Origin of the sequence: Terrabacter sp. Soil811, assembly GCF_001429655.1 — a bacterium.
Taxonomy (GTDB): domain Bacteria; phylum Actinomycetota; class Actinomycetes; order Actinomycetales; family Dermatophilaceae; genus Terrabacter.
Genome location: NZ_LMSX01000014.1, coordinates 99,341 through 111,674 on the forward strand (window position 1 = coordinate 99,341; position 12,334 = coordinate 111,674).

Consider the following 12,334-nt stretch of genomic DNA (forward strand, 5'->3'; position numbering starts at 1 on the left):
GGGCGACGGTGACCGCTCGTCTGAGTGCGCCTGAGATCGCGCTGCACGTGCTCCAGCAGCTGTGGCTCGGCGGGGTGCGCGACGTCGTGCTGGCCCCGGGGTCGCGATCGGCACCCTTCGCCCTCGCCCTCGACGCGGCCGACCGGGCCGGCGACCTGCGCCTGCACGTGCGCGTCGACGAGCGGTCCGCGGGCTTTCTCGCGCTCGGTCTCGCCACCGGGTCACGCCGACCGGTCGCCGTCGTCACGACGTCGGGCACGGCCGTCGGCAACCTGCTCCCGGCGGTCATGGAGGCGCACCACACGGGGCGCCGGCTGGTCGTCGTCAGTGCCGACCGGCCCGACCACCTGCGGGGCACGGGCGCCAACCAGACGACCGACCAGGCCGGCATCTTCGGCACCTTTGCGCCGTGCCACGACCTCACGGCGGCCACGCCCGACGACGAGCTGGCCGGCCTCGTGGCACAGGCGTGCTCGCGACCCGGACCGACCCAGCTCAACGTCCAGCTCGACGGTGACCTGCTGCCCTCGGACGCCGACCCAACGACGTGGTGGCAGCGCCCGGCCGAGGAGCCCTCTCCTCCCTCCCTCCCCACCTCGATCGACCACCACAACTCCGCCCCGGCGGACCTCGGACGCGACACCGGAGCCGAACCTCACGACAAGTCCGCACCGGCGGACCTCCGACGCGAGACCGGAGCCGAACCCCACGACAAGTCCGCCCCGGCGGACGTTGCGCGCGCGGGCCGGGCCGGACGAGGCGTCGAGCCGTCGGTGTCGGTGCCGACCGACGGCGAGGTGCTGCCGCTCGGGCCGCGCACCGTCGTCGTCGCCGGTGACGACGCCGGACCGGCCGCACGCCTGCTCGCCGAGGCGGCGGGCTGGCCGCTCGTCGCGGAGCCCACCTCTGGGGCGCGCATCGGCCGGCAGGCCCTGCGCACCGGGCGGCTGCTGCTCACCACCGACCTGCGCGGGGACGTCGAGCGCGTCGTCGTCGTCGGCCACCCGACCCTGTCCCGCCCCGTCACGAGCCTCATCAGCGACCCGCACGTCGAGGTCCTCTCCGTCCGAGGTCGTGACGGCGTGGCCACCGACCCGGGCCGGGTGGCGCGCGTGCTCGTCGTCGTGCCACGGGTCGAGGCCGCCGACGCCCCGGCCTGGTTCGACGCCTGGCGTGGCGCCGACCAGCGACTCGGCGCCCTCATCGATGCGGGACTCGTTGCGCCCGAGGGAGATCCGTCACGAGCCCCCGGGGACGGCGGCCTGTCGCCACTCGCCGTCGCGGCTGTCGTGGGCGCCGCGGTCGCCGCCGACACGACGCTCGTCGTCGGCTCGTCGAACCCCGTCCGCGACCTCGATGTCATGGCCACACCGTGGACGCCGCTCGAGCACCGCTTCGTCGTCGGCAACCGTGGTCTCGCCGGCATCGACGGCATGGTCTCGACGGCCGTCGGCGTCGCCCTCGGTCGCCCACGAGCCGCGCGCAGCATCGCCTACCTCGGCGACCTGACCTTCCTTCACGACACGAACGGCCTGCTCACGGGTCGCGGTCAGCGGCGGCCCGACCTCACCTTCGTCGTGCTCAGCGACGACGGGGGCGCGATCTTCAGCACCCTCGAGCAGGGCGACCGCCGCTACGCGCGTGCCTTCGAACGCGTCTTCGCGACCCCGCACGGCACCGACCTCGAGGCCTTGTGCGCGGCGCACCACACGGCATACGAACGCGTCGACGACCTCGGCCGGCTTGCCGAGGCGCTCGCCGAGTCCCCTTCTGGCACCAGGGTCCTCGAGGTCCCCGTCTCGCGGGCCGACCGCCGGGCCGAGGCCGCCTGGCTGCGCGAGCTGGCTCAGCAGGTCGTGACCCACCGCGACGACCGCCGCTGACCGGACCGGCGTCGGGTCAGCCCGGGGCGTCGGGGACCGGCCACTGGGACGGCGTGCCCGGCTCGGACCGCACCGCTGCTGCGACGAGCTCGGCACTGTCACGCGCCTCCCGCCCGTAGGGCAGGTGGACGGTGTCCTCGAGGCCGATGCGCACGTCGTAGCCCGCAGCCTGCGCCCAGCGCAGCACCCGCCAGGTCCAGCGCCCCTCACCGTGCACGAGGACCGGCACCGGCGACATGCCGAGCGCCGCGAGGATGCGCTCGGCCGCCCACGGCCCGTCGGAGCCGGGGGTCACACCCGGGATGAGCTCGACGAGCACCCGCTCGACCTGCCAGGGCCAGTTCGTCCCCACGTAGCGGCTGGCCGCCATGGGCGTCCAGATCCCCGCCTCGACGCCGGATCCGTTGTCGCGCAGGGCTGCCGCGACGTCCACGGCGCCCTCCTCGTGCCAGTTCACGCTCGCGCAGTCCGGGCCGCCGAGGTCCGGCGACGGCCACTCCGACACGTGGGCGAGCTTGCGGCGGGCGCTGTCGACGATGCCGTCGCGGGTCGAGACGCTGATGCGGAGCCCCGGCGTCGCAGCCCGGATCGCGCTGACGGCGTCGACGACGTGCCGGGTCTCGAGCGTCTCGCGGCCGGACTCGTCACGCGGGTGCACGTGCACCATGACGGCACCCGCCGCCACGGCGTCGGCCGCGGCGCGGGCGAGCTCGTCGGGCGTCTGCGGCACCGTGCGGTGCTGGCCGCGGGTGCGGTCACCGTTGAGGCAGGCCTGGATCATCGGGGGCTTCCCTCGGCGAGCACGGTGTGGCAGCGCACGAGCCGGTCACGCCACCACTGCTGCCGGTCAGGTGGAGCCGCGAGGTCCGCGAGCGCGTCGGGGTCGGCCACGGCACGACCGACCCCCAAGAGACCGCCCGACGGACGCCACGGGTCCGCCGAGACGTCGCGCTCGAAGAGACCCACCGTGCCGAGGCCGCACGCGTGGTCGAGCGACGGCAGCGCCGCGGCGAGGGCCACCCCCGCAGCGATGCCGACGCTCGTGTCGAGCGCCGACGACACGACGGCGGGCAGCCCGCAGGCCTCGACGACACCGAGCGCCGACGCCACGCCACCGAGGGGTGCGACCTTGACGACGACGAGGTCCGCGGCACCGAGCCGGGCCACACGGATCGGGTCCTCGGCCTTGCGGATCGACTCGTCGGCCGCGATGAGCACGTCGATCCCGTTGCGTGCCAAGGCGGTTCGCAGCTCGACGAGGTCCTCGACGCTGGCACAGGGCTGCTCGGCGTACTCGAGGTCGTATGCCGTGAGCCGCCGCAGCGCCTCCGTGGCGGTCGCGACGTCCCACCCTCCGTTGGCATCGACCCGGATGTGCGCCGACGGACCCATCGCGGACCGGACTGCCGCGACCCGGTCGATGTCGTCGTCGAGCGTCTGGCCACGCTCGGCGACCTTCACCTTCGCCGTCGTGCACCCGTCGAAGCGCGCCAGGACCTCCGGCACCCGGTCGGGGCCGACGGCCGGCACGGTCGCGTTGACCCCCACGGCGTCGCGCACGGGAGCGGGCCACACGGCATACGCCGCCTCGAGGGCCGCGGACAGCCAGCGCGCGGACTCGCGATCGGCGTACTCGACGAAAGGGCTGAACTCACCCCAGCCCGAGGGCCCTTCGAGGAGCAGGGCCTCGCGCACGTCGACGCCGCGGAAGCGCACCCGCATCGGCAGGGCGACGACGTGGGCCCGGGCGAGGAGCTCGTCGGCAGGAGGCAGCGTCGTCATGCCTCCATCATCACCGACGGCGCTTGGCGGGCGGGGAAGGCCTCGTGCCGGTCCTGCGTCGGGTCGGGCTGCGCCGGGACCGGCTGCGTCGGGGCGTGGTCGTCGTGCGGGAGCCCGCGGTCGTGGGAGCGACGGGCCCGACTGCCACAGGCGTGGCCGCGGGTGCGGCCGGCGGCGTGAGGGAGCACCCAGAGGAGCCCGAAGAGCCACCAGAGGCCGTGACCGGACGCACCGAGCGCGACGGCGATGAGCACGACTCCGGCGATGATGAGGTTGCGTGGCGAGAACACGTCGGTCTCCTCCGTCCGCGGGACCGGTCGGCCCCGTACTCCCTCGACGGTAGGCCTGCGAAGCCCGCCGGACCCGGTCCCTCTGTCAGCGCCTCCCCCTGACAGATGTCACCTCCGCCGGCCGGGACGGGGCGCTCACTCGACTGGGGCGGGGCGCTCACCTGAGTGGGAGAGGGGGCCGAGGACGACGTCGCGCGGGTCGTCGACGGCCACGGCGATGCGGTCGCGGAAGACCTGGCGCATCTGCGGGAGGGCGTCGAGGGGGAAGAACCGCGCGTCGGTCGACTCGTCGTCACCCGGTCGGGGCTCGCCCGAGACCCAGCGACACCGGAAGGTGTGGTCGAGGTACTGCCCGAGGTCGCCGTTGACGTGCGTCACGACGCCGCTCGCCGAGACCCAGACGAGCCGCTCGACCTCGGCGACGACGCACGCCTCCTCCTCGACCTCCCGGACGGCGGTGACGTGCGGGTCCTCGCCGGGGTCGACGATGCCGGTGACCGGCGTCCACGCGCCGTTGTCCGAGCGCTTGACGAGCAGCACCTCGTCGGCGCCGTCAGCGCTCGTGCGGAGCACGACCGCCGTGACCCCGGGCATCCAGAGCAGCTCCGTGCCGACCATGGTGCGCAGGTGGGAGACGTAGGGAGGGATCGGCATACGGCCGACCCTAACCCCGCCGATAGGGTCGGTCCGTGAGCAGCGAGCCGGGCCAGAGCGCCGTGTCCGAGACCTTCGACCCGAGTGAGTGGGCACCCGTCGAGGGCTTCGACCTGACCGACATCACCTACCACCGGCGCCGGCCCGTGGCCGGACGCCCGCACGCGGAGTCGGGGGTCGTGCGCATCGCCTTCGACCGGCCCGAGGTGCTCAACGCCTTCCGCCCGCACACCGTCGACGAGCTCTACCGCGCGCTCGACCACGCCCGCATGACGCCCGACGTCGGCGTCGTCCTGCTCACCGGCAACGGCCCGAGCCCCAAGGACGGCAAATGGGCCTTCTGCTCGGGCGGCGACCAGCGCATCCGCGGGCGCTCCGGCTACCAGTACGCCGAGGGCGAGACAGCCGACACCGTCGACGCGGCCCGCACGAAGGCCCAGGGCGGGCGACTCCACATCCTCGAGGTGCAGCGGCTCATCCGCACCATGCCCAAGGTCGTCATCGCCGTCGTGAACGGCTGGGCGGCCGGCGGCGGGCACTCCCTCCACGTCGTGTGCGACCTGACGATCGCGAGCCGAGAACAGGCCCGCTTCAAGCAGACCGACGCCGACGTCGGCTCGTTCGACGCCGGCTACGGCAGCGCCTACCTCGCCAAGATGGTCGGCCAGAAGTTCGCCCGCGAGATCTTCTTCCTCGGGCGCACCTACTCCGCCGAGGACATGCAGCGGATGGGCGCCGTCAACATCGTCGCCGACCACGCCGACCTCGAGCGCGAGGCCCTGCAGGTCGCGACGGAGATCATGGGCAAGAGCCCGCAGGCGCAGCGGATGCTCAAGTTCGCCTTCAACCTCACCGACGACGGGCTCATGGGCCAGCAGGTCTTCGCCGGCGAGGCGACGCGCCTGGCCTACATGACCGACGAGGCCGTGGAGGGCCGCGACCAGTTCCTCGAGAAGCGCGAGCCCGACTGGTCGCCCTTCCCCTGGTACTTCTGACGCTCAGAGCCCATCGACCAGGGCGACGGTGGCGGCCACGATCTGGCGCTGCGCCTCGGCCCGACTGACCGTCGGGGTGCCGTCCCCGGGCTGGTCGCCGTAGTCACCGAAGTAGGAGTGCACGGCCCCCGTGACGGCGGTGTATGCCGTGTCGCCGGGCAGGAGCGGCCGGCTGGCCGCGATGTCGGCGGGCGTCGTGAAGCCGTCGCGGGTGCCGCTCACCGAGGCGACGGCGAGGTCGGTGCGCTCGGCCATGGAGTCGACCGGATAGGACGCCCAGAGCACGAGTCCCTTGACGACGCCAGGGTGGTCGTGGGCGAACCCGGCCGCGACGACGCCGCCGAGGCTGTGCCCGGCGATCGTCCACGACGTCACCTCGGGATGACGGTCGATGAAGGCGTGGGGCGCCGTCGTGGCAAGGAAGCCGATGCCGAACGGCTGCTTGACGATGAAGACGATGACGCCCTGCCGGCTCACCTCCGACAGCATCGGCACGTAGGCGCGCGGGTCGACGCGGGCGCCGGGCTGGAAGATCAGGCCGCGGGTCGGCGTGCCGCTCGTCGGCGCGATGACGATGTGGGCCGGCGCGTCCATGACGCGGACGTCGGCGCTGCCGGACATCGCGGCCACGGCCTCGGGGGTCGCCCCGAAGGGCCGCAGCCAGACGAGCGCCCCGAGCACGACGACCGTGACCAGGACCCCGGCCACCCGGCCGACGACACGGAGCACCGGTCGCGCGGTCCGACGTCGCGGGTCCGGCTCCGAGCGGTCCCGCACGAGGAGCACGACGCCGATGAGACCGCTCGCCGCGAGCGCGATGACCTGGGCCGGGTTGCCGGCCAGCAGGACGGAGTGGTCGAGCAGGAAGAGCACGAGCGGCACGACGAGCCAGAGGACCCCGAGCACGACGGTGAACCGCGCGCGAGGGCGCCGTCGGGCCCCGGCCCCGGTCCCCGCCAGTCCCTCGTCCGGCACGGTCGTCACGCCCTGAGGGTAACCACGCGGGAGGGCCCAGCGGCGGCGTGGACGCCGGCATTCCGGAGGACGGACGTCCCGGCCGCGGCGAAGCCGGTGTCGGTCGCCCGCCGGCCCGCGGGACAGGGCAGGATGTTGGAGTGGAACCGAGCGACGACCGCCGCGCCAGCCCTGGCCGTCGTGCGCCCGGTTCCGCGCCACGTGGTCGCGCCGCAGCAGGCGCCCCGCACGGGACCGACGGATCGGCCGCACCCCCTCCCGCTCCCCCTCCCGCACCCGAGACCCCGGACGTGCCCGAGGGCGGCCGGCCCGCGGACTTCCGCCAGCCACCGCGCACGACCGCGGCCAACGCGACGCGCGCCGTCGGGCGCGGGCTCGGACGGGCCGCCACCGGCACCGCTCGCCTGACCGCACGCTCGGGTCGCTTCGCCGCCGCCAAGGCGCATGCGTACACCCACTCCGGCGGAGCCGGCGAGAGCGGTCTGGCCCGGATGACCGAGCTGCACGCGAGCCACACCGCGGGCGACACGATCATGACGCTGGCCCTGGCCGGCACCCTCTTCTTCAACCCGCAGACGGCCCAGGCCCGCGGCGACGTCGCGACGTTCCTGCTGCTGACGATGGTGCCCTTCGTCCTCGTCGCGCCGCTCATCGGGCCGCTCCTCGACCGCTTCTCGCACGGCCGGCGCTGGGCCATCGGCACGACGCTCGCCGTGCGGGCCTTCCTCTGCTGGGTGCTCGCCGAGGCCATCACCCACGACAGCGGCTGGCTCTTCCCCGCTGCGCTCGGGTGCCTCGTCGCCTCCCGGGCCTACACCATCACGCGCGCGGCAGCCGTCCCGCGGCTCCTGCCGCCGGGCACGACCCTCGTCAAGGCGAACTCCCGGGTCTCGATGGCCGGAGTCGTCGGCGCGGTCATCGGGGGCGCCCTGGGCGGGGTTGCGATGCTCGCCGGACCGTCCTGGGCCCTCCGCGTCGGCTTCGTCGTCTTCGTCGTCGCCACCGTCCAGGCGATCCGCCTCCCGGCGCGTGTCGACAGCTCGCTCGGCGAGGTCTCCATCGAGGACACGACCCCGATCCCGGTACGAGGCGCGCACGACGACGCGAGCGCACCCGGGGCCGGCTCGCTCCGCGGCACCCGGCGCGGCTGGGGCGACGACCCGGCCCGGCGGCATACGCCCTCGGACGGCGACGCGCTCACCGTCGACTCGCTGGGACCCCTCGGCCGCTTCCGCCGGCGCAAGCAGGCGATCCCCTGGCCGGTGATGCACGCCATGTGGTCGACGGGTGGCACCCGGGTGCTCACCGGCTTCCTCATCCTCTTCATGGCGTTCCTCGCGAAGGAGCACCCCATCGACGGCATCCGCGGCGAGCTCGTCCTCGCGTTCATCGCGGTCGCCATCGGGGTCGGCAACGGCATGGGCAGCGTCGTCGGCAACGTCGTGCGCGACCAGCGGCCCGAGCGCATCGCCATGGTGTCGGTCCTCGCCGCGACGGTCTGCTGCGTCGCGACGGGCATCTGGTACGGCGTGTGGACGCTCGTCGTGCTCGGCTTCGTCCAGGGCATGTCGGCGCAGCTGTCCAAGCTGGGCTTCGACGCGCTCGTGCAGCGCGAGGTGCCCGAGAACGTCCGCACGTCGGTCTTCGCCTGGTCCGAGACGATGCTCCAGGTGCTGTGGGTCGTCGGCGGCACCCTCGGCATCGTGCTCCCGCTCAACCCCTACGTCGGCTTCCCCGTCTGCGCGGTCGCGCTCGTCTGGACCGTCGCCATGGCCGCGCGCCAGCGCCGGCGCGCCGCCCCCACCGCACCCCCGAGAGCGAGACGTGCCTGATGGCCGCGCCGTCCCCCCGCCCGCTGGCGGTCCCCGCCGGACCCGCCGTCCTCGGCGTCCTGCCTGCCCTCGAGGCGGCCCTGACCGGCCGCTCCCCCGTGCTGCCGTATGCCGCCGACACCCCGCCGCCGACCGTGCCGTCCCACGACCCGGCCGAGCTCCCCGACGGTCTCGCGGTCGCGATCGGCACGTCGGGCTCGACCGGCCGGCCCAAGCGCGCGCTGCTGACGGCGGACGCCCTCGAGCGGTCGGCGTGGGCCACCCACCAGGTGCTCGGCGGCAGTGGCGCGTGGCTGCTCGCCATGCCGGCCCACCACGTGGCGGGGCTCCAGGTCCTGCTCCGGTCGCTCGCCTCGGGCGTGACGCCGGAGGTGCTCGACCTGCGCGACGGCTTCTCGGTCGCGGGCTTCGCGGAGGCCGCGGCCCTGGTGCGGCCCACGAGCGCGGCACCCCGGCGCTACACCGCGCTCGTGCCGACGCAGCTGTCCCGTCTCGTCGACGACCCCGTCGGGCTCGACGCCCTGCGCACCTTCGACGGGGTGCTCGTCGGCGGCGCGGCCACGCCGCCCGCCCTCGTCGAGCGCTGCCGCTCGCTGGGCGTCGCGCTGAGCCTGACGTACGGCATGAGCGAGACGGCCGGCGGCTGTGTCTACGACGGCATCCCGCTGCCCGTCAGCAGGGTCCACGTCGACAACGACCGGCACGTCGTGCTCGGCGGCGACACCGTCGCGCACGGCTACCTCGGCGAGGCGCGCCTCAGCCGCGACGCCTTCGCCGTCGACCCCGACGGCGTGCGGTGGTTCCGCACCGACGACCTCGGCCACTTCGACGACGACGGTCTGCTCGTCATCGACGGCCGCGCCGACGACGTCATCAACACCGGGGGCCTCAAGATCAACCCCGGAGTCGTCGAGGACGCCATGACCCGGCACCTCGACGACGTGCTCGACGTCGTCGTGCTCGGCCTCCCCGACCCCGAGTGGGGCGAGGCCGTCTGTGCCGCAGTGACGCTCGTCGACCCGACCGGCCACCTGACGACGCGCGCCGTCCGCGAGAGGCTGCGCGGCATCCTCCCCGACGCGGCGCTGCCGCGCCGGGTCCTCGTGCTCGCCGAGATCCCTCAGCGCGGGCCCGGCAAACCCGATCGGGCCGCCATCCGACGCGCCGTGCAGGGCCTCGGCTGAGCGGTGGCAAGATGGGGGTGTCCCACCCGTCGCCGAAGGAGGTCGCCGTGCTGCGCGTCGTGCTGATCGCCCTCGTCGTCTTCGCCACGATCTACGCGCTGGTCGACTGCCTCCAGACCGATCGTCGGCTCGTGCGGATCATGCCCAAGACCGTCTGGCTGATCGCGGTGCTCGTGCCCGTGCTCGGCCCGGTCTCCTGGCTCGTCGCCGGGCGCAGCGACGCCCGGGGCGGCCCCGGTCCCGCGTCGCGCGGGCCCGGCCGCCGGCCGCCCGGGCCCCGAGGCCCGATGGGCCCCGACGACGACCCCGACTTCCTCCGCAAGCTGTAGAAGGACCCCCCGGAACTCCATGGCCACCCTGTCCCAGTGGATCGAGGGCGCTCGCCCCCGCACGCTGCCCGCCGCCGTCTCGCCCATCCTCGTCGGCACTGGTGCCGCCTACCAGACCGGTCACGTCGTCTGGGCGTACGCCGTCCTCGCCCTCGTCGTCGCCCTGGCCCTGCAGGTCGGGGTCAACTTCGCCAACGACTACTCCGACGGCATCCGCGGCACCGATGAGGTGCGCGTCGGGCCGGTGCGGCTCGTGGGCCAGCGGCTCGCCGCACCCCGCTCGGTCAAGATCGCGGCCTTCGCGTGCTTCTTCTTCGCCGCGCTCATGGGACTCGCGCTCGTCGGGCTGTCGGAGCTGTGGATCATGATCCCGATCGGCGCGGCCGCCATCGTCGCGGCCTGGTACTACACCGGCGGCACGCGGCCCTACGGCTATCTCGGCCTCGGCGAGGTCTTCGTCTTCGTCTTCTTCGGGCACGTCGCGACCCTCGGCACCATGGCGACGATGACGCCGCCCACCGCCGCCGGCTGGTGGGGCGCCATCGGCGTCGGGTCGCTCGCCTCGGCGATCCTCGTCGCCAACAACCTGCGCGACATCCCGACCGACCGCGAGCACGGCAAGCGCACGCTCGCCGTGCGGATGGGCGAGTCAGGGACCCGGGCCTTCTACGTCGCGCTGATCGCCGTCGCCTTCGTCATGACGGGCCTCGCCTCGCTCACCTCGCCGTGGGCCCTGCTCGCGCTCCTCGCGGCGCCGCTCGTCGTGCGGCCGATGCAGGCCGTCGTCGGGCGCGCCACGGGGCCCGGCCTCATCCCGGCCCTGGCCGGCACGGGGCAGTTCCAGCTCGCCTGGTCGCTGCTGCTCGCCGTCGGCCTGGCGCTCGGCCGCGTCTGAGCCGGTGAACCGCCCAGCCGCTGAGCCGCTGCGCCGCAGCGGGTCGAGGTGATCCCTCGCGACCGGGCGCGACGGCATACCTCGGCATTCGGCTGACGGGAGCCACGTCCCGGTGCCACCGTGGACGCGTGTCCGAGGAGATCGACGTCGTCGTCATCGGGGCCGGGCAGGCGGGCCTCGCGACGAGCCACGAGCTCGACCAGCGCGGCGTCGAGCACGTCGTCCTCGAGGCGAGCGTGCCCGGGTCGTCGTGGCTCGGCCGGTGGGACAGCTTCACCCTCGTCGGCCCCAACCACACCGTCCGCCTGCCGGGCGCCGCCTATGCCGGCGACGACCCCGGCGGCTTCATGACCCGCACGGAGGTGGCCGGGCACCTGCAGGCGTATGCCGGCCGGCTCGGTCGGGTGCGCGAGGGGGTCCCCGTGCACGGGCTCTGGAGACGCGACGGCGCGTTCGAGCTGCGCACCGACGACGACACGATCCGCAGCCGCATCGTCGTCGTGGCGACAGGCGCCTACCAGCAGCCACTCCGACCGGCAGCGGTCGCCGGTCTCTCGCCGGACGTGCCGTGCATCGACGTGCTCGGCTACCGGAACCCGGGCGCGCTGCCCGACGGCGCGGTGCTCGTCGTGGGCAGCGGACAGAGCGCGTGCCAGATCGCCGAGGAGCTCGCGCTGTCGGGGCGGGACGTCGTCATGGCGTGCGGCAGGGCGCCGTGGTTCCTGCGGCGGGTCGGCGGCCGCGACCTCTTCGAGTGGCTGATGGACTCGAGCTTCTACGAGCAGACGCCCGACCAGCTACCGAGCCCGGCGGCGCGGCACGGCGCCAACGTCCAGGCGAGCGGCGCCGGCGGCGGTCACGACCTGCACTACCGGACGCTCGCCGCGCTCGGGGTGCGCCTCGTGGGACACCTCGTCGACATCGACGGCCACACGGCGCGCTTCGCGCCCGACCTGCCCGAGGTCATCGCCGCCGGCGACGCCGGGTTCGGGTTCGTGCGCGACACCATCGTCGCTGGGTGCCGGGAGCGCGGGATGCCGGCACCCGAGATCCCGGAGCCGGGCCCTCTCGACACGTCGGCGCCCACCGAGCTCGACCTGCGGGGCTTCGGAGCGGTCGTCGTGGCCACGGGCTTCCGCTCGCGCTACACCGAGTGGGTCGACGTCCCCGGGCTCGTCGACGAGCAGGGGTTCCCCGTGCACGTCGACGGCGAGAGCGTCGTGGCCCCCGACCTGCACTTCGTCGGCGTCCACTTCCTGCGCCGGCGCCGCTCGTCCCTGCTCTTCGGCGTCGGGGACGACGCCACAGCCACGGCCACCCGCATCGCCACCCGGCTCGGCCTCCCCACCTGACCCACCCCGCCCACTCGAGTGAGCGCCCCGTCCCACTCGACTGAGCGCTCCGTCACACGATCGTGGGGCGGTCTCAGATCGTCTGCGCAACACGGATGTCGTGTGAGGCGGGACGATGACTGCAGGGCTGAGGCGGTATTCGTGGGGTCAGCGGGAGCAGGCG

At 74.3% G+C, this 12,334-nt stretch carries 12 protein-coding genes; 7 read left to right on the plus strand and 5 right to left on the minus strand.

Features of this window, described 5'->3' with window-relative positions; translation table 11 throughout:
- The first annotated feature begins 8 nt into the window (after positions 1-8).
- Positions 9-1,883 (plus strand): 2-succinyl-5-enolpyruvyl-6-hydroxy-3-cyclohexene-1-carboxylate synthase, encoded by a 1,875-nt coding sequence (gene menD, locus ASH01_RS23515; RefSeq protein ID WP_056781551.1) that lies wholly within the window; start codon positions 9-11, stop codon positions 1,881-1,883.
- Positions 1,884-1,899: 16 nt separating this feature from the next.
- On the opposite strand, the gene ASH01_RS22255 is transcribed toward menD, so the two are convergent.
- The 4 genes from ASH01_RS22255 to ASH01_RS22270 form a co-directional block, all read right to left on the minus strand.
- On the minus strand, positions 1,900-2,664 hold the full coding sequence (locus ASH01_RS22255) for a 3-keto-5-aminohexanoate cleavage protein (protein WP_056781554.1): 765 nt from the start codon (positions 2,662-2,664) through the stop codon (positions 1,900-1,902).
- Complete coding sequence (locus ASH01_RS22260) at positions 2,661-3,665, minus strand: o-succinylbenzoate synthase (protein ID WP_056781557.1); 1,005 nt, start codon at positions 3,663-3,665, stop codon at positions 2,661-2,663. Before ASH01_RS22260 ends, ASH01_RS22255 begins: the two co-directional genes overlap by 4 nt.
- Positions 3,662-3,955, minus strand: coding sequence for a hypothetical protein (locus tag ASH01_RS22265; RefSeq protein ID WP_056781560.1), 294 nt, complete (start codon positions 3,953-3,955; stop codon positions 3,662-3,664). The genes ASH01_RS22260 and ASH01_RS22265 overlap by 4 nt, the downstream gene beginning before the upstream one ends.
- 135 nt (positions 3,956-4,090) lie before the next feature.
- A complete protein-coding gene (locus ASH01_RS22270; protein ID WP_056781563.1) occupies positions 4,091-4,609 on the minus strand; it encodes an NUDIX hydrolase in 519 nt (172 codons plus the stop codon).
- Between the two features lie 35 nt (positions 4,610-4,644).
- On the opposite strand from ASH01_RS22270, the gene ASH01_RS22275 reads away from it, so the two are divergent.
- Positions 4,645-5,604, plus strand: a complete 960-nt coding sequence (locus ASH01_RS22275; RefSeq protein ID WP_056781566.1) for a 1,4-dihydroxy-2-naphthoyl-CoA synthase — start codon at positions 4,645-4,647, stop codon at positions 5,602-5,604.
- A gap of 3 nt (positions 5,605-5,607) precedes the next feature.
- Here ASH01_RS22275 and ASH01_RS22280 read toward each other — a convergent pair whose 3' ends face one another.
- Positions 5,608-6,588 carry an alpha/beta hydrolase gene (locus ASH01_RS22280; RefSeq protein ID WP_082620099.1) on the minus strand — a complete coding sequence of 327 codons (981 nt, stop codon included), beginning with the start codon at positions 6,586-6,588 and terminating at the stop codon, positions 5,608-5,610.
- Positions 6,589-6,869: 281 nt separating this feature from the next.
- On the opposite strand from ASH01_RS22280, the gene ASH01_RS22285 reads away from it, so the two are divergent.
- The 5 genes from ASH01_RS22285 to ASH01_RS22305 all read left to right on the plus strand — a co-directional run bounded on the left by ASH01_RS22285 (position 6,870) and on the right by ASH01_RS22305 (position 12,171).
- Positions 6,870-8,411 carry an MFS transporter gene (locus ASH01_RS22285; protein WP_056781568.1) on the plus strand — a complete coding sequence of 514 codons (1,542 nt, stop codon included), beginning with the start codon at positions 6,870-6,872 and terminating at the stop codon, positions 8,409-8,411.
- Entirely contained in the window at positions 8,411-9,595 is a 1,185-nt protein-coding gene (menE, locus tag ASH01_RS22290) for an o-succinylbenzoate--CoA ligase (RefSeq protein ID WP_056781571.1), read from the plus strand. Before ASH01_RS22285 ends, menE begins: the two co-directional genes overlap by 1 nt.
- 47 nt (positions 9,596-9,642) lie before the next feature.
- A complete protein-coding gene (locus ASH01_RS22295) occupies positions 9,643-9,924 on the plus strand; it encodes a PLD nuclease N-terminal domain-containing protein (protein ID WP_235509697.1) in 282 nt (93 codons plus the stop codon).
- A gap of 19 nt (positions 9,925-9,943) precedes the next feature.
- Entirely contained in the window at positions 9,944-10,819 is an 876-nt protein-coding gene (locus ASH01_RS22300; RefSeq protein ID WP_056781576.1) for a 1,4-dihydroxy-2-naphthoate polyprenyltransferase, read from the plus strand.
- A 128-nt stretch (positions 10,820-10,947) separates the two neighbouring features.
- The gene (locus ASH01_RS22305; protein ID WP_056781579.1) at positions 10,948-12,171 is read left to right on the plus strand and encodes a flavin-containing monooxygenase; all 1,224 of its coding nucleotides are present in this window, start codon (positions 10,948-10,950) and stop codon (positions 12,169-12,171) included.
- Positions 12,172-12,334: the final 163 nt, after the last annotated feature.